At 38.9% G+C, this 21,743-nt stretch carries 19 protein-coding genes; 5 read left to right on the forward strand and 14 right to left on the reverse strand.

The window, feature by feature from the left end:
• Position 1: 1 nt before the first annotated feature.
• The 4 genes from ACQ76V_RS02740 to ACQ76V_RS02755 form a co-directional block, all read right to left on the reverse strand.
• Positions 2-763: a GNAT family N-acetyltransferase gene (locus tag ACQ76V_RS02740; protein WP_440998931.1), complete on the reverse strand. Its 762-nt coding sequence runs from the start codon at positions 761-763 to the stop codon at positions 2-4.
• A gap of 103 nt (positions 764-866) precedes the next feature.
• On the reverse strand, positions 867-1,187 hold the full coding sequence (locus ACQ76V_RS02745) for a hypothetical protein (protein ID WP_440998932.1): 321 nt from the start codon (positions 1,185-1,187) through the stop codon (positions 867-869).
• A gap of 24 nt (positions 1,188-1,211) precedes the next feature.
• Positions 1,212-1,976 (reverse strand): ParA family protein, encoded by a 765-nt coding sequence (locus tag ACQ76V_RS02750; protein WP_440998933.1) that lies wholly within the window; start codon positions 1,974-1,976, stop codon positions 1,212-1,214.
• Positions 1,977-2,216: 240 nt separating this feature from the next.
• Complete coding sequence (locus ACQ76V_RS02755) at positions 2,217-2,345, reverse strand: hypothetical protein (protein WP_440998934.1); 129 nt, start codon at positions 2,343-2,345, stop codon at positions 2,217-2,219.
• A 128-nt stretch (positions 2,346-2,473) separates the two neighbouring features.
• Here ACQ76V_RS02755 and ACQ76V_RS02760 point away from each other — a divergent pair, with 128 nt between their 5' ends.
• The 3 genes from ACQ76V_RS02760 to ACQ76V_RS02770 all read left to right on the forward strand — a co-directional run bounded on the left by ACQ76V_RS02760 (position 2,474) and on the right by ACQ76V_RS02770 (position 5,629).
• The gene (locus ACQ76V_RS02760) at positions 2,474-2,965 is read left to right on the forward strand and encodes a hypothetical protein (RefSeq protein ID WP_440998935.1); all 492 of its coding nucleotides are present in this window, start codon (positions 2,474-2,476) and stop codon (positions 2,963-2,965) included.
• 280 nt (positions 2,966-3,245) lie between these two features.
• A complete protein-coding gene (locus ACQ76V_RS02765; protein WP_440998936.1) occupies positions 3,246-4,460 on the forward strand; it encodes a dipeptidase in 1,215 nt (404 codons plus the stop codon).
• A gap of 71 nt (positions 4,461-4,531) precedes the next feature.
• Positions 4,532-5,629, forward strand: a complete 1,098-nt coding sequence (locus tag ACQ76V_RS02770) for an alanine racemase (RefSeq protein WP_440998937.1) — start codon at positions 4,532-4,534, stop codon at positions 5,627-5,629.
• Between the two features lie 77 nt (positions 5,630-5,706).
• Here ACQ76V_RS02770 and ACQ76V_RS02775 read toward each other — a convergent pair whose 3' ends face one another.
• The 10 genes from ACQ76V_RS02775 to ACQ76V_RS02820 all read right to left on the reverse strand — a co-directional run bounded on the left by ACQ76V_RS02775 (position 5,707) and on the right by ACQ76V_RS02820 (position 18,428).
• The gene (locus ACQ76V_RS02775) at positions 5,707-7,536 is read right to left on the reverse strand and encodes an SPOR domain-containing protein (protein WP_440998938.1); all 1,830 of its coding nucleotides are present in this window, start codon (positions 7,534-7,536) and stop codon (positions 5,707-5,709) included.
• Positions 7,537-7,606: 70 nt separating this feature from the next.
• Entirely contained in the window at positions 7,607-8,488 is an 882-nt protein-coding gene (locus ACQ76V_RS02780) for a hypothetical protein (protein WP_440998939.1), read from the reverse strand.
• 16 nt (positions 8,489-8,504) lie between these two features.
• Positions 8,505-10,214 carry a PilN domain-containing protein gene (locus ACQ76V_RS02785; RefSeq protein WP_440998940.1) on the reverse strand — a complete coding sequence of 570 codons (1,710 nt, stop codon included), beginning with the start codon at positions 10,212-10,214 and terminating at the stop codon, positions 8,505-8,507.
• A 19-nt stretch (positions 10,215-10,233) separates the two neighbouring features.
• A complete protein-coding gene (locus ACQ76V_RS02790; protein ID WP_440998941.1) occupies positions 10,234-11,493 on the reverse strand; it encodes a type IV pilus twitching motility protein PilT in 1,260 nt (419 codons plus the stop codon).
• Between the two features lie 220 nt (positions 11,494-11,713).
• Positions 11,714-12,217, reverse strand: a complete 504-nt coding sequence (locus ACQ76V_RS02795) for a cyclic nucleotide-binding domain-containing protein (RefSeq protein WP_440998942.1) — start codon at positions 12,215-12,217, stop codon at positions 11,714-11,716.
• A gap of 92 nt (positions 12,218-12,309) precedes the next feature.
• Positions 12,310-14,082, reverse strand: coding sequence for a GspE/PulE family protein (locus tag ACQ76V_RS02800; RefSeq protein WP_440998943.1), 1,773 nt, complete (start codon positions 14,080-14,082; stop codon positions 12,310-12,312).
• 180 nt (positions 14,083-14,262) lie between these two features.
• Positions 14,263-15,615 carry a type II secretion system F family protein gene (locus tag ACQ76V_RS02805; RefSeq protein WP_440998944.1) on the reverse strand — a complete coding sequence of 451 codons (1,353 nt, stop codon included), beginning with the start codon at positions 15,613-15,615 and terminating at the stop codon, positions 14,263-14,265.
• Between the two features lie 159 nt (positions 15,616-15,774).
• Complete coding sequence (locus ACQ76V_RS02810; protein ID WP_440998945.1) at positions 15,775-16,230, reverse strand: hypothetical protein; 456 nt, start codon at positions 16,228-16,230, stop codon at positions 15,775-15,777.
• Positions 16,231-16,354: 124 nt separating this feature from the next.
• Entirely contained in the window at positions 16,355-17,890 is a 1,536-nt protein-coding gene (locus tag ACQ76V_RS02815) for an O-antigen ligase family protein (protein ID WP_440998946.1), read from the reverse strand.
• Between the two features lie 85 nt (positions 17,891-17,975).
• On the reverse strand, positions 17,976-18,428 hold the full coding sequence (locus ACQ76V_RS02820) for a hypothetical protein (RefSeq protein ID WP_440998947.1): 453 nt from the start codon (positions 18,426-18,428) through the stop codon (positions 17,976-17,978).
• A gap of 645 nt (positions 18,429-19,073) precedes the next feature.
• Between ACQ76V_RS02820 and ACQ76V_RS02825 the strand changes: the two genes are divergently transcribed.
• Together ACQ76V_RS02825 and ACQ76V_RS02830 are read left to right on the forward strand one after the other, a co-directional pair.
• The gene (locus tag ACQ76V_RS02825; protein WP_440998948.1) at positions 19,074-20,516 is read left to right on the forward strand and encodes a carboxypeptidase regulatory-like domain-containing protein; all 1,443 of its coding nucleotides are present in this window, start codon (positions 19,074-19,076) and stop codon (positions 20,514-20,516) included.
• Positions 20,517-20,759: 243 nt separating this feature from the next.
• The gene (locus ACQ76V_RS02830; RefSeq protein WP_440998949.1) at positions 20,760-21,689 is read left to right on the forward strand and encodes an acyl-CoA desaturase; all 930 of its coding nucleotides are present in this window, start codon (positions 20,760-20,762) and stop codon (positions 21,687-21,689) included.
• Positions 21,690-21,743: the final 54 nt, after the last annotated feature.

Consider the following 21,743-nt stretch of genomic DNA (forward strand, 5'->3'; position numbering starts at 1 on the left):
CCTACCGGAAAAATAACTTCCTTGAATCTTCATCAAGGCTCTCAAGATCAACCAATATTAAAAAATCAATCGTCTTAAAAGCCAAATCAAGAGCTGGCTTTGATAAGGTTTTAGCCCCTAAATCAATATAGAGATTAAATAGTTGGGGTAAGTTGACATTTTTCCAGGCTTCAGCATCTCTTTCGTGGTCGGGACAATAATAATCTTCTTTTGTATCAACACTTAGAGAACTATGTATATGATTATTTTTTTGTAAATAATCATATACGATCCATCCTTCAGCCGGGTCTGTACTTTTTATTGAACAGCATCCTAATAGATAACGTAATCCAGTCATTTGCATATATTTTGCTATCCCTTTCCACAATAAATACAATACACGCCCATTGCGATGTTCTTTTCTAATACAGGCGCGACCCACTTCAACCGACTGTTTTAATATTTCTTTGGGAATGGTAGCCAGATCAAACTCATCCGATGTATAAAAACCGTGCTTTTGAATAGCTTTTTGATACGTCTGTAACCGATAGGTTCCTACCACATTATCCGCTTTTGTGTCTACGACAATTAGGTGGTCGCACTGAAAATCATACCGGTCCATATCAAGACCTTGTCGATGCGATTCTTCCAATCCTTCACCCAGCTCTACATTAAAAACATGATACCGCAGTGTTTGGGCGGCCCGCAAATCAGCTTCCGTTTCAGCAAATTTCAGGCAGTAACGATTGGTCGTGAGCAGTTCTTCAGATTGTTTTTTTTCCACAGGGGTAAAACGTATTTAATACTTAGCTAACCTTTAGAATAAGAAACTAAGCATAAAAAAAGAACCGAAAGTTGTTATTTCTCACTGGTTAAAAGAAATCACGTTAGTTATTTTTGGCTATCCAGTATTTAAGAGCAGAAGTTACCAAAGTAGAGTAATACATATCCTGACTATCAGCTATCTTCTTCATTTTGTCAACCAAATCAATTTCCAAGTAATAGCTTACAACTTTCTTTTTATCCTCTTTTTTCTTTTTGGATATAGCTTGCTCATTTTTTTTATCTCTATCTGATTTAGTAATTGTTGATGTCGTGTCAGATTTTTCTTTTTTGTCTGACACTCCTCGGTCGGGAATGAACCCCATCGCACTTTTTTGAGACTTAAAAGCAATGGGACTGCTTCCTAAACTCTTCTTTTTAGACATAATAAGCTGATCCCTATTAAGATTCTACGCGTACTGCAACTGACCATTTCTGATTTCTTGGGCCAATGCTTTGTAATCTTTAGCCCCATGGCTATCAGGTGCATATTCAAAAATTGTTTTATGGTGACTCGGTGCCTCTGCCAACGCTACATTATCCCGGATTAATGTATCAAAAACTTTTTCACCAAAATAGTCCTTAATATGATCTACGACCTCATTATTAAGATTTTTTCGTCCGTCGAACAAGGTGCAGATGATGCCGCTGATTTCTATGTCCGGATTCAATCGCTCTTTAACAACCTGGATCACATCCATTAGCTTCGAAAGCCCATGTAAGGCCAAATACTCTGACTGCAACACAATAAAGATCTCCTTAACAGCTGTAAAAGCATTGAGCGTCAATAATCCTAAATTTGGCGGACAATCAATCAAAATGTAATCATAGTCCCTGGATAACTTCACCAACGAATTTTTGAGTAACATTTCCCGGGCAGGCTCATTGGCAAACTCCATCTCAGCTCCTGATAGGTCAATGGAAGAAGGCATTATATCAAAGCCATTATGACTTATGATAGCTTCATCTGCCTCAACGTCACCTTTGAGTACATCATAGATACTCTTTTCTAATCGATTTGAACTTAGGCGAAGCGAATAAGTCAGATTGGCCTGCGGATCTAAATCAACCATTAAAACCTGGAACCCCTCTCGGGCAAGTCCCGCCCCCACATTAATTGTTGAGGTGGTTTTTCCTACTCCTCCTTTCTGATTGGTAAAAGCTATTGTCTTCATACGTACACACCGTTTGTAGATTCCCGAAAATCAATTAATAATTATTAATCAGGGCAATGCCCTCTTTTATTAATAGAGTTACAAGACAACGATTTGTTACAAAAATATTAAATATTTTTAATGTTTCTAAATGTGAGCTTTATACAGGACTGGGAGGAATATCGCAGAAATATATGACTATAAAGACTTCTGAAAATTATTTAAGAATAGAAAAGCGAATAAAGCCGTTCGAAAATAGACTTATAAATTGGGAAAGAAATACCCAATAATAAATTGTATGGCGTAAACAAAGGCGACTAATCCAGCGGCGAACAAAATAACGGCAATAGCAATTGTTTTCCCTTCAGAATCTTTCTTTTTTGAAGCCATAATTTATGAGATTTGTTTATCCTTCTGATGACTATAATATTTGATAGCAATCTATCAGACCGGATGTTGAGTTGCAAGTGCAAATCAATATTTTACCTAAAATTTATTTTTAATCTTAGCATTACCTAATGGATAAATCGATAACCATTTCAGAAGAAAATTATGATTTCTGGAAAACGGGAGCCCTTATTTCAGGATTGTTATCTATAATTATCTTTACCGTTTTTTGGAACTTAGAAGATCCATTTTGGATAAGTATTACCAGATTAGGGGCATTTGTTTTTTTTGCCCTAACGATACTTTGTTACTTGCAAATTATGAACGGTCCCATTGAAATTACAATGACTGTAACCGACGAACAGGTGTTGGTCTCTTATTACAAAAATGGTAAAAAAATTCAGAAAGAAGAATTCAAGAAAAACAGTATAAAAGAAATATCTCCAACCACATCAGGAGTGAACTTTTTGCTGCTCAAGTTTAAGCCAACAATAAAAACGTTTAGAATAAGCTTTACCGATACCGAGAAGAACCTTTACTTATTCGAGTTCAGTGGTCGTCCACTGCTATTCGGGAAAACTGCTCAGGAAAAAGTACTTCAGCTTTTTAAAAATCCTTCCTGAAGCTCCAAATGTTGCTATAAGACGGGCACTGGATAAACGGCAGGAACTTGCATTCCTAAAATCATCTACGGCTCGAATTCCAAATATCTAAGACCCATAATAAAACACTCTGAATACTAATTTGATGATAGTTCATAATCATTGAAGAAGAAATTCAACAAGCGTTCATTCAATCATAAAGCTTTCATTACCGAAATGTTGTAAAATGTTTTTTTAATACTTGCAAAGGTGCATTTTTTGATCAACATTCAACAAAACTTTCAACTAAATAAATTAAAGGATGAAGAGTATAAAAAACATTAGTATTGTACTTTTATTGGTACTCCTATTTGCCGGCTGCGCCAAAACTAATCAATATCAACAGCAGGCAGAGGAGCTCGCTCAAAAAGTAATTATCGTTGATGGACATGTAGATTCCCCTTATCAATTAAAAGATGAATGGGTAGACCTTACTAAGTTGGTTCCCGATCGTAATTTTGATTATCCAAAAGCCAAGGAAGGCGGCTTGGATGCTCCATTCATGTCTATATATATCCCTGTTGAGTATCAAGAAACCGGTGGTGCCAAAGCTGCAGCAGATAGTCTCATTGATATGGTTAATAAAATTGCTAATGACAATCCTGATAAATTTGCCATAGCTACTTCGCCCGAAGAGATACAAGCTAACTTTGAAAAAGGATTGATTTCGCTGCCGATGGGTATCGAAAATGGAGCTCCCGTAGGAAATAAATTATCTGACGTGCAGTACTTCTATGAACAGGGAGTCCGTTACATAACACTTGCCCATGCAAAAGATAATCGGCTCAGCGATTCTTCTTATGACACGACCACAGATACACATAATGGTTTAAGTGATTATGGTAAGGATGTTGTAAATGAGATGAACCGACTGGGAATGATGGTAGATGTATCTCATATCACCGACAGTGCATTTTATGATGTCATGGAGGTTACGGAAGCACCAGTAGTAGCCACGCACTCTTCATGCAGGCATTTCACCCCCGGTTTTGAGCGTAATATGAGTGATGACCTCATCAAGCGTCTTGGAGAAAATGGCGGTGTTATCATGATTAATTTCGGTTCAACCTTCTTGGATAGTGCCTCACAAAATAGTCAAGAACAAGTCCGAGCGGAAATGGCAAAACTAATTGAGGAGAAAGATTTAGATCCGGAAAGCGAAGAAGCTGACAAGTTTCGGTCCCAATATTTCCAGGACAACTTTCAATTTAGTAGCGTAGAAAAGGTAGCCGATCATATTGATCACGTCGTTGAGCTTGTAGGTATTGAGCACGTTGGCTTAGGCTCAGATTATGATGGCGTAGGCCCTACTTTGCCCACTGGTCTCAAAGACGCTTCCACCTATCCCAACTTGTTTACTGAGCTCTTAGAGCGTGGTTATACCGAAAATGAAATTGAGCAAATTGCTTCTGGTAATATTTTCAGAGTTTGGCAAAAAGTGGATGAAGTTGCTGCTAACAAGCAATCCGGAAACTAATTTAAATTTACCCTATTAGCCCTGATTATGTATGTAATCGGGGCTTTTATTTTTCAACATAATTTATCTTTATGGAAAACATTACATCGCCAACCCTTTTGCTGGATGCAAATATTTGTAAGATAAATATTCACGCTATGGCGAATAAAGCAAAAGAACATGATGTAGCTTTTAAGCCACACATGAAAACGCACCAGTCGACTACGATTGGTGGTTGGCTTTGTGATGCTGGCGTAGAGTCTATCACAGTTTCTTCGGTGAAGATGGCTCAATATTTTGCCACTCATGGATGGAGTGATATCACCATCGCCTTTCCATGTAATATTCGTCAAATTAATGCCCTCAATGAGCTTGCTGCCAATATTTCGCTCACAATTTTAGTGAATAAAGTAGAAGTCGCTGAGGCCGTTGATAAAAAACTTAAATCCACTGTTAATGCTTATGTTGAAATCGACACTGGTTCGGCCCGGAGTGGACTTCCATCAGATGATATTCGGGGAGTAAAATCTGTTGTAGAATCAATACACAAATCAACTAATATCACTTGGTCTGGATTATATTCTCATCCTGGACATTCCTATGGCTGCCGATCGAAACAACAAATTGAGGCTGTTCATCACTCTGTCATGCGACAATTCAAACAACTTAAACAGGAATTATCCCAAAATTATGAGGACTTTGAAGTTTGTATTGGTGACACCCCCTGCTGTTCAATTGCAAGTGCTTTTGACTCGGTCGATGCCATAAGCCCAGGGAACTTTGTGTTTTATGATCTGATGCAGCAGCAAATTGGAAGTTGTAAATATGGCGATATTGCAGTTGCTATGGCTTGTCCAATTGTTGACAAGTATGAGAGTCATAATCAATTAATTATTCATGGCGGAGCAATTCACTTCTCAAAAGAGTCCATGGAAACCAGTGACAATACCCATTTTGGTTTGGTTGCTAAACGTGATAATGACAGCTGGAGACCTGTAGAGCCTTATTCCTACGTCACGAAATTATCTCAGGAGCACGGCGTGGTATCCTGTTCAGAAAAACTCTTTCAAAACAGTAATATTGGTGATATGATTACCATTTTACCCGTCCATTCTTGTCTTACAGCCAACCTAATGAAACAATATAGTTTGATTAATGAAGAGCAAACATTGGTCGAAATGATGAAATGATATACAAAAAAAGGCACTCAATAATTTTGAGTGCCTTTTTAGACTAAACGCTGCTTAAAAATAAAATCGATCAGGCTTTACTTTGCTTTGTATAACCAAGCTTCGGAATTCTGATATTGCCGAATATCCGCAAGAGCCTTTGAAGCACTTTGCCGGTCATTATAACCTTGATAAGAAACATAGGTAACATCTGAATTAGACTTTTGCAGCAATACAGGATCAAAGCCTTCTTTTTGTAACCTATCTCTTAGCTTCTCAGCATTTTTTTGTTGGCTAAAAGATCCACCGATAATATAAAATGTATTACCCGCAGGAGAATTATCAGCTACAGATTCTTCTTTAACAGGTTCAGGAGTCGCTTCAGTTTCCTCGTTATTTCCTTGGGCATCTCCTTGTTCGCTACCTCCCAGATTAAGTTCTACCTTAGGTACTTCAATATCCGTTTCTTTTTTAACGGGCGGAGATTCTTCCTCCTCTTTTTTCTGCTCTTTAACCTGATTTTCCTCAGACCTGTTCTGTTTCTCTTTTTCTTGAGCAGTTACGGTTCTCTGGTCTTCAGTATTGTTAGACTGTGCTTTCCCTGGGATATGATCAGGCTTTGGCATTTCTTCGTCAGTTTCCAAGTCGAGATTATCCGAAAGTTTTTGTCCATTAAAAATCTTATCACTTTCCTCAACATCTCTAAAATTCTGCTGGCGTTGCTTTTGCAGAGTTTTAAATTTATTCGTCATTATACCTCTTTGCATACGCTCAGGAATAGTAGGCTCAATAGATACCTCTAAGAGTACGACCAATTCTCTCATTAAAAAGTCATTAGAGGTATAACCGAAAAGGTAGCGAAGCCCAAAAAACCACGGGGGCAAATCTTTTAGTAGTGGTACACCTCGACGAACCTGAGAACGTTCTGTTCTGTAAAGGCCGGCTACAACAGTCGTTTGCCCATCAAGTAAAAGAGCTTGCGTTTCAGCTTGTTGTTTATTGATAACTGTACTCACGGGATCGGGCTGCGCAGAAGAACGTTCTGCAGAAATATCGAGATGAACGAATGTTGTATCATTCTGTTCAATAATTGTAGGAGTAACCTCAAGAATAGTACCTACGCTAAAAAATTCTTCCACTACATTTCCGGCAAAGTCACGCTGCTTAACAGAAAAATCTTGCCCAACCTGAATTCGACCTTCTTGGCCGTCCATTACCCTAACAGTGGGTGAGGATAAAATTTCACCCAAGTTTTCAGCCTCAAAAGCGCTAAATAGTGATTGTACCCTTATACCCGTATTTCCTATTTCTCCAAAGTTGATTACCGACTCAAATACACGCTGTGAAACGTTAGAAGCTCCTTGCGAATTAACCTGTACAAACGGACCGTCCCCAAATTCAGAGGAAGGTACTTGGACCCCTTCTTCTCCAGCATCAGTTACGGATTCAGGAGTATTTTCGGATATAGTGCTCCAGTCCACACCAATTTCTTGTAGTGCCCTACGGTTCCCTTCAAAGAATATCGCATTAATCCGCACCTCCTTTGTTTGGGTAGTCGCAAGCGGACCTTCGCCTTCACCGCCGCCACCCTGCCCTGTAGCAACCTGTTGTGCTCGACGAGTTCCGTCTTCAGTGGCTTTGGGTTCTACAATCTCATAGAATTCACGGCTCTCAATTAACTGCAGCTCTTTTACCCTTAATATTAATTTAAGGGCATCCATCCAATGTTTAGGAGCAACAGCTATACCAATATTGCCTTCAGTGTTAGTACGATCGAGTACGGGCTTATTCCGAAATTCCTGGGAAAATTCATTAATTACATCTATCGCTCTGGAAAACGAAGTAGTTCGATCAAAAGTTACTATTTCTTCGGGATTCGTATACTCCCGTACAGGTAAGTTATCGTTTTGAGCTTGGGTAGAACTCACATCCATACAACCCAAAATGAAAACAACCAATAAAAATCTAACTGAAAAATTCAATCGCATAACTGTATGATTAATTACTTTCACTGTCATCTTTATTGTCATCATTAATCCGCAAGGTCACTTGCTCAATAATACCACCTTTATTCAAGACAAAAGTGGCAGTTCCTTTGTCTATGTTGAGCGATCTGAGTTTACCTAAATAAACCTGATCCCCCAGTGATAACTTCCGTAACATTCCAGATTGATCTAACAGAAAAATCCGGTTGGCACTTACTGCAATTAATGAACTCGATTCTACATTTATTAGATTTTCGCTATTTTCTTCAACATCTCTAATAAGCGGGAAAAACGGATTATAAACCGATCCAAGGATATCTTCAGTAACGGCCATTGAGGTATTCTCAAAACCAGCCTGACCACGATCGTACAAACTTTTTAAGTTAAAGGTATAATTAACCCGGCCATAAGATTCCAAATTATTTATCGGATTGATTTTAATGTTCTCAATTTTATTAATCGGATCGCTTAACTCAATTCGCCGGATGAAATTAACAACATTTCGATAATATCCCTCACCGGTAACGGTCATATTAATAACACCATGACGATCCATGGTTGTAGAATCTGAGAATGAAAATGTAAAATCAGTGTAAGCAGATCCATTATTAATCGTGTTCAGAAAGTGATATACCTGATCTTCATTGTTGTTCGGATATAAAGATTTATCAAAATTTTCCAAATAATTGCTGGCCTGTTTAAACTGTTCAGAAATAACAGGATACTGATCAGCTATTTGTTGTTTATTGTTGAGCTCTGTTTGTTTTTCTTCTACTTCCTGCTCTAAACTTTCAATTTCAGGCTGCTGAAAGAAATGGATATACCCCCAGCCAGCTCCCACAAAGAGGATCAAGACTGTGAGTAAAATAATAGTATTTCTGAGTCCGTAAGACATTAAATGTTGTAGCTATTTAGTTATCTGCCAACAAATTCTTCACTTCCTTCGGTTGAGGCGGTGAATAGATATCATCAGATTTAGCAAATTTTTTAACCGAAATATTAAACCTATATACACGCTGTTCGCGCATTTCCTCATTGTTAACACTCATCAGTGTAGCTTCTTCAAAAATATTTACAATATCTGGAATTCTGTTCCGGTACAGCGTATATCCTTGTATAGTGATATTATTATCAGATTCATTTAAAGAAGTAATCCAGCTGTTATTTACTCCGTCAATACCATCATTAAGAATAGAAAATTTTGCCGACCATTCCCGACTGTTTTCCGACAGATCGTTAAGCAATTGCAGCTGGTCCTTTAATCCGGCAATTTTCTGTTCAAGAGCTTGGGTCTCCTCAACAATTGGATTTAGTCGTTCAATACCAGATTCCAGTTGACGAACCTCTGAAGATAATGATTCAATCTTTTGGACGTTTTGCTGATAAAAATAATTAAAGGTAATAGGAGTCAAGAAAATTAATAGCAGAATGGCTATGCCATGCCACTGCAGCTTAAATATCTTTTGCCGATCTACTACATAGGTAGGTATAAATGATAGCTTGGGAAAATTATCGAATGCCCCCGATGCAGCCATCGCCGTACCTATTGCAGTGGTAAATCGTGGCAGGCTCGACGGATCTACATTTTCAGTATCAACAAACTCTTCATCCAGAAATAAATTCTCTACTTTAATATCAGGGAAATTATCACTGAAGAACTCAATAGCGTCGTCCCCTATCGTATTATTCGCTAAAATAATCCGATCCAAATTAGGCACTTCTCCAGTATCAAGCTGAAAAAGAATTTTACTAAATACCGTATTCATGAAGGACTTCTTGTCGGTCCCTTCATTAATAATTGGTGAGACTAACCATACTTCATCACCCTTCATAAAAACAACCCGGCTTGTTTCTTTGCCAAACTGAATAATGCCGGTAATATCGTCTGGGTCAAGATCATAATTAAGCCGAACCAACCCAACGAGAATAATTTCGTCGGGAAGAATTTCTTCAACTATTATCTTATCGTTATATATTTCAAGCGTCCTATTCAGCAGTTGAAGCGTTACCGATTCATCCTCAACAGATCCCAATAACAGGGAACCATCTTCGCGAACTTCATAAGAATAATTATCACTGGAATTCGATTTGCCATAAATAGACTCCAGCTTACCCTCAATATCATTTATTAGATCTTTATGCTTAACTTCGCTAAAGTCAGTATCACGGATTATCTGATAAATAGCATCGCCGGCGGGTATGTTTAATCCCAACCGTAATTTTTCTTCCTCAAACTCCGACAAAAGATTAAATAATAAAAGCTCGTTGGTCTGAGGAGTATCACTTTCCTCAACCATATCCATAGACAAATCTTCTTCTCCCATTGAAAAGGTGTCATCGTCATCCTCTTCGTCGTCCAGATCGTCAAAATCCAGATCATCAAGATCATCTAATTCATCTTCAGCCTCTTCTTCACTTTCATCAAGGCCAAAAATATCATCGGCCTCTTCCTCGGAGCCACTGCCTTTATCCTGTTTTGAGGACTCTGACTTGAGCTTTTCCACCAAGGAATAACGATCGAGCTTGATCAGTTTTGCAGAATCTTTCGTTACACGTAGCTTTGCCACGCGGATGAAGTCATCCTGTACTGCTAATCCAATATAATCTTTGTTGCCGAACATTTAGGGATACCTGTAGATATTAAAATTGGGACTCTTTAATCAGCTGTTTTACCCGTTTTTTATTATTTGCGTTATTAATAGCCTCTTCTTTGGAAATTTTACCTTCACTGTATAAACGCTTTAGATCTTGTTCCATGGTATGCATTCCCATATCACTGCCTTCCATCAACATCTGGTAAATTTCATTCACATTATTATTTCTGATAGCAGCTTTTACTGAACTATTTACCACCAATACCTCTTTGGCCAACACTCGCTTACCGTCTAAACTCGGGATAAGTTTTTGGCTAATTACGCAGGTTAATACATCGGCCAGTCGAGTTCGAACACGATTTTGTTCATCCGGTGGCACCTCTCCCATGATTCGTTCAATACTTTCCATGGCGGAGCTGGTGTGCAGGGTCCCAAATGTTTTGTGTCCCGAGTCGGTAATTTCAAGAGCAGTCATTATTGTTTCGGGGTCCCGAAGCTCACCTATTACAATAATATCGGGGTCTTGCCGCAGAGCCTGAATGGCTCCTTCTTTAAATGAACTTACATCTCTACCCACTTCGCGATGACGCACAACCGATTTTTTGGGCTCATGGACAAGTTCCACCGGCGATGCAATAATCACAATATGGGAGTCAACCGTGCGATTGTTTGCATCAATGACCGTATCAAGCGTAGAAGACTTTCCTGAACCCGTGATACCTGTCACAAGCGTCAATCCATATTTATAATATTTTAAACTAAGCGCTTTGGCTACTTCAGGGTGCAAGTTAAGTCCCTTAAACGGACGAATTTCATCATCAATTTTACGCATATTAAGGGCAAGATGCTCCATATCGAAATACAGGTCGGCTCTGAATCGCTTAGAACCAGCGACTGATTCGGAATCACCTATAGCATAGGAGAAGTCCAAATTCTTTTCTTCAAACAGGTGCTCACGCTGAGCGGGCATTACTAAATTATGGAGCAAAAAGTTAGTCTCGGTAAGCGTAAATTCAGGAGAACTTTTATCTGGAGACTTATCGCCGTGAATGCGATACCAAATTTGATTATTACAACCCGGCCCGCCCAAATCGATATCCGATGCTTCATTTTTATACATTTTCATTAAAAAGCTCTCCACCATATCACGGAGCTTAAAGCGGATCTCTTTGGGCTGATCATCAATAATACGACCTATATGTCGATGCCGTTCGATGCCCCGTGCCGTAGCCTGCACCTGCTCATTAAGGGAAGCGATAATATCCTTAACTTCCTTAACTAAACTTTTTTTTACTTCGGTTTCCATCCTATTCGTAATATTCTACAACTTTTACAAATTATTAACACATTCCTGTGTTCACTTTATCCCACCCAAAAACCACCAACATAATAACCGGTCAATAAGGGAAGTTGCTACACGCCATAAAAGATTAATTTTTTTTAATACTTCCAAATATCTTTTTAAAAAGGGGGCAAAGCAAAAAAGAAAGCAATATTCTAAATAGTTATTAATCTAATCGGCAACGTTACCAGTTACTATCGTCCAATAATCGCTTTTTAAGCTGTAACAATTGAATATTCATATTGCTAATTTTTTGTTGCTGAATCTCAATAATATTTCGAGTAAAAATATTAAACAGCTTTTCGGGTTTTTTGCGGAAGAAGTTCAGTGCTTCATAGCGTTCAAATTTTAGAAGCTGCGACTCTCCCTCCGATACTACTTTTGCCATCCGGTTGTTTTTACTAAAAAGAAAAGTTTCGCCCAAAAAGTTGCCTTTGTTAAGGGTTGCAAGCTGAATATTATCTTTCCAAATAGAAACTTTACCTTTGGAGATTAGGTAAGCAGAATTCACATATTCCTCTTCATTTATTATCACATCATCCTGAACAAACCGCTCCTCCGTCCCCAGGTTGAGGAATTCCATGATATCCTCATAATGAAAATTCCGTAATAATAAGGGCGGTTCTTTTAAAAACTGCCGAATATATTCGGGTGTTGCTTTTTTTTCTGCTTGGTTTTCAGCTGCCATAACTTATCTCCTAATTTAACTTATCCTAACCCCTTATAAACATCGATAATATTAATGATAATTTTATTGTACCCTAAACGTCTAAGAATTTTTTAATCTTCAATTGTAATTGCTGCAATTTCTTCTATTGTTGTAAATCCATTTTTTATTCGCTCCCGGCCAGAACCGCGCAAACTCAACATTCCCCGGCTCATTGCATGTTCTTTAATAGCAACTTCATCGATCTCGTCCCCCGACTCCAAAATCATTTTACGAATCTCTTTATCAAAATAGAGAGCCTCCATAATAGCAGTACGACCTTTATACCCATTGGTACATTTATCGCATCCTACAGCCTTATAAAAAGTAGTCTCTTCGTACTCTTCTTCAGTAAAGCCAATCCCTTTTGCTGTTTCAATATGAGGTCTATACTCTTCTTTGCAATTCTTGCAGAGTGTACGTATCAGACGCTGAGCCATTATCAAATTAACTGCATTTGCAATTAAGAACGTTTCGACCCCCATTTTATAGAGACGGGAAATAGCACTGGGAGCATCGTTCGTGTGCAGAGTTGAGAAGGTAAGGTGACCAGTGTTAGCCAGCTTAATAGCAATCTCGGCCGTTTTCAAGTCACGAATCTCACCCACAAGCACAATATCCGGGTCGTGACGCAAAATACCCCGCATCGCCATGTCAAAGGTCATATGATGACCAATTTTAAGCTGTCGCGCTCCCTCAATCAGGTATTCTACCGGATCTTCAACCGTCAATACATTCACTTCGGGAGTAATTACGTAGTAAAGCGCAGCTACCAGCGTTGTTGATTTACCACTTCCCGTAGGTCCCGTAACAATGACTATTCCCGAAGGCTTTTCAATAGCCTTGACAAAATCTTCTTTCGCCTTTTTCTGAAGCCCCAACACATTCAAATCGGTAATAACCTCACGATCATCCAGAATACGTATTACAATCGACTCAAACTTTCGATCAAACTGTGCCCCTACCATCGGCATGATCGATACACGGTAACGGATATTATGCCCATCAACTGCCCGTTGAATGAACCCATCCTGCGAAGCATCCCGCTCGAAGCGATCCACATTTCGGGTTTTATCTTTAACAACAGCCGATATCGCTTCCGGCTTAACATTATTTTGTTGATGCCAGAGCTGGAGCTTACCGTCAATACGGAATCGAATATCTGTTGAAGTAGGTCCGCATGGGACAATGTGGATGTCACTGACCCCTTTACGAACGCCCTCAACAAGAAAACCCTCAACCAGAGAGTTAAGCATACTCTGATTGATTTCGGCATCAATCTCCTCCTCATCAATTTCCTCAGTTTCTTCTTCCAGATCGGGTTCTTCATATTCGATCTCTTCAAGCAGATCCAAAAATTCATTCTTCTGCTCATAAACCTGCGTCAAAATTTGCTCTACCAGCTCGTACCGGCAATAAACAATATGATGTTGTTTATAATTGAGCTTCGAAATGATATTCGAAAGCGTCGGGTCAGAAGGATCAGCAGCAGCTATGGTAAGCGAATTATTATCTTGCCGCAGGGGTATCGCCTTTTGATGGACAAGCTCATCGACCACTTCAGTGGGCAAATCATCAATATGAGACTTAATATTTTCAATCTTTTCTTCGCGAATACTATCCTGATCAGCAAAAACCTCGTTAAAAGCATAGATTGAGGCAATCTCTCTCATCACCTTATGGCGATTGACACCTAAATCCTGATAAAGAATCTGCCCGAGACGGCGATTGGAGGAATCGGGCTCTTCCCGAAGTATAGCCAACGCCTCGTTGAGTTGCTCTTCGGTAATAACATCCCGGTTCACAAGGATATCACCAATATGTCTACGCGTATTTACCTTACCCATCTGTAGTATTTACAACTCATCCAGTTAAGAGGATCTAATGAAACTATTCTAATATACATTTTCTGAATCGCAATGCCAGCAATAAATTTACTTTCACTCCTTCCTACCACCCAGTAACCCCCGCCCCTCAGGAGTAGAAAGAAATCAACATCGTTGTCAGGATTTTTCAATATGATACATTTATGGCGCTCCGGGTGCTTTAGGCTTAATCAAGGCCGCCTCTGATGAAACGATCGTAATAGCAATCAATACCACCATAATAAATAAGTTAATAAAGAGACTTATCATATCAATTACGGTATCCATTTTATAGGTCGTTTGCAGCTCATAATATTCGGCAAGCTGCTTGGCATTCTCTCTAAGCGCTCCAGATTCTGCTCCCAGCTTAAACCGGCTTATGGCCGTTTCAGTAAACACTCCTGTTGCTCGCAGCGATTCTATCAAGCCGGCTCCATCTTTAAGCATCTTCTTAATGGCCACTTCTTTGATTTGTTTCTCCATATATTTATTTCGGCATGCCTCTGCGGCCACCTTAAGAACTTCAATATTTTGTCCCGACCCGCTGTACAGCGTATAGAATACTCGTGAAAAAATTTCGATACTGGTTTTATGTATGATATCTCCCAAAACAGGTAGTTTGGTGATATGTTTATCCTTCCAAAGCTCTCCCTGTGGGGTTTTTATCCAATAGTAAATACCCGCTATTGGTATTATATGGGCCAGCGTAATAGCAATCCAGTTATCCTGCAGCCAATAACTTAAATCAAGCGTATAAGCAGTCATGGGCGCCTGCTCATACAAATCAATGCCAATATCCAGGAAAACCTCAGCCGTGGCGGGGAAAATATACCCCACATAAAAAAGTAGTACCGCAATCGTTGCCAATACGGTAATGGTGGGCATCAACAGCGCCTTGCGCAAATTAGACTTAAACTCTTGGTCCCGCTCCATAAATTTAGCAGTACTTTTAAATACCAGCGCCATGTTACCACTGGTAGAGGCAACGCTCAACATATAGCAAGCAAACTTGCCAAACACATCTTCGTGTTTGCTATACACTTCGCGACCGTCTTTACCATCTTTGAGATCTTTCTGAATCTCTTTAATGGTTTCTTTCATGCGCTGGTTTTGGGTATCCTCATACAAAAGGGTAAGAATCTCGTCAAAGCTTAGCTGCTGTTCCAACAAATCCGCCGACAAGCTAATAAAAGAAACCACTTCTTTTTGTGGGACACTTCCCTTGAAGTCGAACCATTTTTTGTTAACCCGAATAACTTTATAGCCAAGCTTAACCAGCGCTTTTTCAACTTCTTCTTTTGAATAGGCCTCCTGTTCTCCCGTTACCGGGTCTTTTGCCCCTTTCTGAACCTTATATTGATAGGTTTCCTTTTTGTCAATTGATTTTACCTTGAATCCCTTCTTTCGAGAGAGCTTGTCAACCTTGTTCTTGGCTTCCTTTTTGGAGGTCGCTTCGAATTCGGTTTTTATGGCTTTACCCTGTGGAGAAATGGCTTGAAGTCTGAACTCTGACATACTGAGAAACCCGATCTGTGATTACTATGCTTTTCGTTAACATGATCATGATTTTATGACATTGTTACAAATAAAAATGATGAGCTTATTTTAAATAACAAAACCCTCGGACCTTAAAAGTCCTGAGGGTTTAAAATTTTTTTATACTACAAATAAGTACTAAGGCGTTGTTTCTTCTATATCCGACCAGTCGATATTATTTTTGGCCACTGTTGCGGTCAACGTTTCGACTCCAGACTGGTTAAATGGATCGGAAGATGAATAATTGGGATCGCTGGCTAAGTAAGCCGTAACTGTAAAGGTATTGCCGGCGTCGGTATTAAGTTTATAGCTACCATTTAGATTATAGGCCATCATCCCATCCGCAGAAAAAGATTCAGCGGGAAAGTTGATATTCTTAAACGTCATACCCGAAAATGAGTTAGCGCCCCCTCCCATCATCTTTGGTTTTAAATAATACCCCTGTGCCGATGAAGCAATCACCAGTACATCCTGACGAACGGAATCTTTATTGGCACTTTTCGCACTGGTGCTAAATACGTTAATAGCCACAACCGTTGCAATGCCTACAATGATCGTTACTAAAATTACGAGTAAAAGCTGTTGTTGTCCCATGATGTGTCATATTGGTTAAGAGGTTTCGCCAACATGATACATCATTTGAAAGAATTGTTATGTGTAAATAAATGAAATCTAAGGTATGTTAGGGAGATTTAATGAATTAGATATAACTCATCTTTTATTTATCTACTTTTCTTTCCGGCAATCCTATAACCCCTTGATCCCAATACCGTGGCGAAAGTCTGTTAGCATGTACTTCATTCTCAATTAGTTCCAAATATTGCTGCCTGTTTTCATCAAGGTTTGGAACCTGAATACTATAACTCCAAATTAAAAAGCCGGCAGCCAACAAATTAATGCCAATTAAGCTAATTCTACTTACTAAGCTCGAAGAAAAGTTTTCCTCTTTATTTTTTTCTGTAGTGATAGAGAGTCCAACCATCCACCCTATCACTAAAACCATCATTATTTGACTTATCGGGGTATTAATAATCCCGGAAACAAGACCATGTATTAAAGCAGCCAGTAATGAAGCTGTCAAGGTAACTCGAGTTAACGTTTCTGGTGAATTGGGTTCTGAAGACTTAATTAGCCTATCACTTTTTTTAAACCAAGAATATAATCCCCAAATAACTAATCCGGCAAATAAAGTCCCACCTATTAGTCCCCATTCACCGGCAAATTGCATATATATATTGTGAGGATGTTTGGCTAAAGTATCAGTCCATTCAGAAAAATGCATAGGACCTATGCCAAACAGTGGATTTTCAATAATCACGTTTAATGCATTTTCCCATAAGGCAAGCCTTTCGCTACCCGGACTATACCGGCTAAATGCTGTTCTTCTGCTCGCGGTATTGATTAACAAGGGAAAAAGTTTAAAAAATAGTCCGTACCCAATAAATCCAATAATTGCAGAATAGCTTATTTTTTTAACCCACTCCTGCGCCTTATCTCTGTACATATAAAAGATAAAACCTATGGCTATAAATGAGGAGAGCATTGTCCCTCGTGCATCAGAGGCAAATACCAACATCCACCAACCACACAAAACTATAAAAGCAATTTTCGAAAAAGCCCATTGGCGCTTAGGTATGTAAACTACCAGAAGGCTAAGTAAAGGTAATGTCCATGTCTGCAGATGATTAAAAAAGCGAATATTCACAAAGTTTGAAAAAGGTTCGGGATACCTATACCCTATATCCTTAAACCAAATACGTGTAAAGTCGGTACTTGGCCATAATGGAAAATCAGGGATAAAAAAGACGTATAAATAACTAATTCCAACGTTAATCAAATATATTCCGGCCATTACTCCAATTACGGATAATAAACCAATCTCGAAATAACGGGGTGCATATTGAAATCCTACAACAGTAAAAATTATTAAATTAAACAGGAGAAAATAATGACTTACCTCTAAGAGGGCTGCATCGGTATGAACTGCCAAAACTGATGAAACAATGCCAATTAAAAAAAATAAGCAAAGACTAACTATAGCTTTTTGACCAAATTCCTTAACAATGGTCAACCACCAGCTTTGTATTATACTTGAGGAACATAAAACACCAACACCTAAAACTAATACAATTCCTTCGATTAAACGTTTTTCATTATAGGGCACTTCCATATAAAAAGTAAACGAAGCTCCTAATACCACAAATAAAACAGTGGCCAATGACAAAAATGAAAAACGTAACTGTATTAATTTCATCAATTTTATTTTTCTACCATAAATTAATAAGGCCCTTATAAGTAATAAGGGCCTTTAAAATTCTACAATGAGATGTCGCTATTTATTAACTATCCCAGTTAATATTACCTTTAGTTACTACTGCTTCAAGTTGAGCATCAGCCGCTGCAGTTGGGAAATCAGCTGTAGAGCCAGCATAAGTTTCATCACTCGACGGATGTGCTGTAACTCTGAGATCCGTTCCACTATTTTCTACAGCTAATACATATGTCCCGTTCATATTTTTTGCTGTCATATTATTATTTGTTTCATCTATATCAGATGCAGAAAAGTTAAACTTAGTGAAGTCAATCCCGGAAAAAGAATTTCCTCCACCGCCCATCATTTCAGGCTTGATATACCAACCTTGCGCTGAAGAGGCAATAGTTAGAATATCCTGACGAACGGCATCTTCGTTAGCGCTTTTAGCACTGGTTCCGAATACGTTAATAGCCACTACTGTAGCGATACCTACAATAATGGTTACCAAAATTACGAGTAAAAGTTGTTGTTGTCCCATAGTTATTACCTATTTGTTAGATGATTGTTTATGAAGTAAAAGATCTGTGCCCCGAAAGGCTTTCCCTTATTTGTTCACTCTTAAAGAGTTAGTGAGTGATAGTTTGTTACAAATATTTTGATATTCAAGAGTACGCTTATGAACAAGGCCAAACAAATTAATTTTTCTTAAGCCCTGTTAAAAGCTTTATCTGACTTCAAATATTATAGCTGCAGAACTTAAATGCAAATTAAATATTAGAATATTTTAATATTTCTACCTTCTTCTCTGTATCTCAGAAATACTTTTTGCAAAAATTATTAACAATCAATAATAATTTGATCGCAGGCAAAATAACTGTGCAAATTCAAAATAGTATCACTCAAAATATCATCCGCCTCTTCTTTGCATTTGGATCCTTTATAAATAGAATGAAAGTTTATCGCAATAAATGCCTCCATTCTTATTGCAATTCAATGATCGATAAAAGACTAAAATTATAATCTCTCTATTCAACCATTATTATAATTGACAATACCATTGGATCATCTTAAGATTAAATATTAATTTTTTTTAATATTAGTAATCGCATTGGTGGTAACTACTCCTTGTAGAGTAATCTTCGCAAGACCGACTTTATAATTTTATCTAAATCATCTCAGTCCAATGAAAAAGTCTCTACTTCTCCTATTTCCGTTTATTTTTGCACTTTTCCTGCAATCCTGTACTACTAATGACACCGCAATCATTGCAGGACAGGTAATTGAAGCCGGTTCGGGTAATGCCGTCAGCAATGCCATTGTGGAACTAACTCAACCTGAAAATCTACAGCAAACAGCTACCACAGATTCTGTAGGCAATTTTTCTTTTGACGTGGATCCCGGCAGTGAAACAGTAAGCGTTACATTGGAAACATCTAAGCAGGGGTATCAAACACAAACGACTTCTTTTAAGTTGGCTCCTGAAACTGATGTTGATGATTTAGTTATTGAACTGCAATCGACAGATAGTTCTGGCAATAATGGTGACGAAGGTGGAAGTGATGAGGTTGGTGGAGAGCCTGAAGGACCGGCAGCCATTATTCTTCAAAGTATATCAGATCAAGCTATTTTTATTAAAGAAACAGGTGATAATATCAGTACGGCCTTTACCTTCCAAGTGGTAGATTCTGCGGGAAGAGCGTTAAATGCTAATGGAGCTGTAGATGTTGATTTTGATATCCTATCGGGACCCGGCGGTGAAGAAGAGATTATCCCTAAAACAACTACAACCAATTCAAATGGTCAGGCAACAACTTCGTTATTTAGCGGAAATGTGGCCGGACCCGTTAAGCTCCAAGCGAGTATAGAAAGACCTGAATTGGGAGTTACTATTAAGTCTACTCCTGTACTGGTTGCCATTCACGGCGGCTTTCCGGATACTGACCACTTTAGTATTTCAGCAGAAAAACTAAATTTTGAAGCATACGATATAAATGGTGTTAGAAATCCAATCACCGTTATTGTTGGAGACAAGTTTTCTAATCCTGTAAAACCTGGAACGGTCGTTTACTTCAATTCTACCGGAGGAGTTATTCAAGGTTCAGGCGAAACTGATGATGATGGGATTGTTACCGTTGATTTAATCTCAGGCGACCCCAGACCCACCAGTGGAATTGCTACTGTTACAGCGACAACCGTAAATGAGAATAACACACGTATATCAAAAAATATCGACGTTGTATTCTCAACTCAAAGTGCCAACATCAGTGCTGCTTGTGATACTTCTGTCCCCGAATGTGTGACCGAAACAACTTTTGACTTACCACCAGACGGAGGAGTAAGTTTTTCATATACGGTTGAAGATTTAAATGGTAATCCTATGCCAGCGGGTTCACAAATAACCGTTGAAGCCGGGAACGGAATGGAGGTTACCGGGGATGCTGATTTTGAACTTGGTAATCATTCATCAGCTGGACCTGGCGCAACCCAGTTTAATTTTTCTATTCGCGATACTGATGATCAATCTGATTCAGCTGCTCCCTTAACTGTTAAAATATCAGTGACTACTCCTTCTGGTAATACAACCACCTACACTGAAATATCAGGTACGCGTCGTAAAAGTTTCTAAATAGATACCAAAGTCAGACCCTGTCAGCAAGCTTAACACTGGCAGGGTTTTTTATTTTAAAATTACTTTTTCCTTAAACCCCAACCTGATTTAAGTTTACAACTTGGAACAAAAAAGATAGTGAAATTACTATCAAAAGTTACAAACTTGCAGTAGTGTTGGGCCTATTATACAATTACCCTTTCCATTAGCCCTTGACAATTCTTATATTTTCGGCTGATTTTTTCAACTACAAAAAGTTACATGGAAGCACCATATACCCCTGATTCATACGATAAAAAGCTTGATAAAATAAACTGGGTCAGTGGACTTCCCTTTGTTTTACTGCACTTGGCGGTAGGATTGGTTTTCTGGGCGGGATTTAGCTGGACCGCCCTTGCAGCATTGCTCATCACTTATGTGATACGAATGTTTGCGATCACTGCGGGGTTCCATCGTTACTTTTCACATCGCACCTTTAAAACCAGTCGCCCCTTTCAATTTATCCTCGCATGGCTGGGCACCACCGCCGCCCAAAAAGGTCCGCTTTGGTGGGCCGCACATCATCGGCATCATCACAAACATGCCGATACGGAAAAGGATGTCCACTCACCGGTAAAACGCAGCTTTTGGTGGTCACACGTGGGCTGGATATTGAGTAACCGCTTTAAAGACACCAATTATAATATGGTTAAGGATCTAAAAAATATTCCAGAACTCAATCTTCTAAATAAATATCACCTCATCCCTCCCATCCAATTGGCAATAGGCACTTTTGTAGCAGGCGAATTGCTTAATTACTTCTTTCCCGCTTTAGGCACTTCTGGATTCCAGCTACTGGTATATGGGTTCATTATCAGCACGGTTCTGCTTTATCACGGTACGTTTACGGTCAATTCGCTGGCTCATGTGTTTGGTAAGCGGAGATTTGAAACCACTGACGACAGTCGCAACAACTGGTTTATTTCTTTGATAACTTTGGGAGAAGGCTGGCACAATAATCACCATCGGTTTCCATCATCTGAACGACAGGGTTTTTACTGGTGGGAATTCGATTTTTCGCACTATGCCCTTAAAGTGCTTTCCTGGTTTAAGGTGGTTTGGGATTTACGGGTGCCGCCCAAACGGGTTTATGCCGAGGGCAAAGTTTTTAAACGTCCGCCAGAGGTCATTGACCATCCGGGAAAAAGGTAATTGGACGAAAATAGACAAAATTAACTGATATATTTGAATTAGAGACTTGATTAA

Source organism: Fodinibius sp. SL11 (assembly GCF_052060035.1).
Lineage (GTDB): Bacteria > Bacteroidota > Rhodothermia > Balneolales > Balneolaceae > Fodinibius.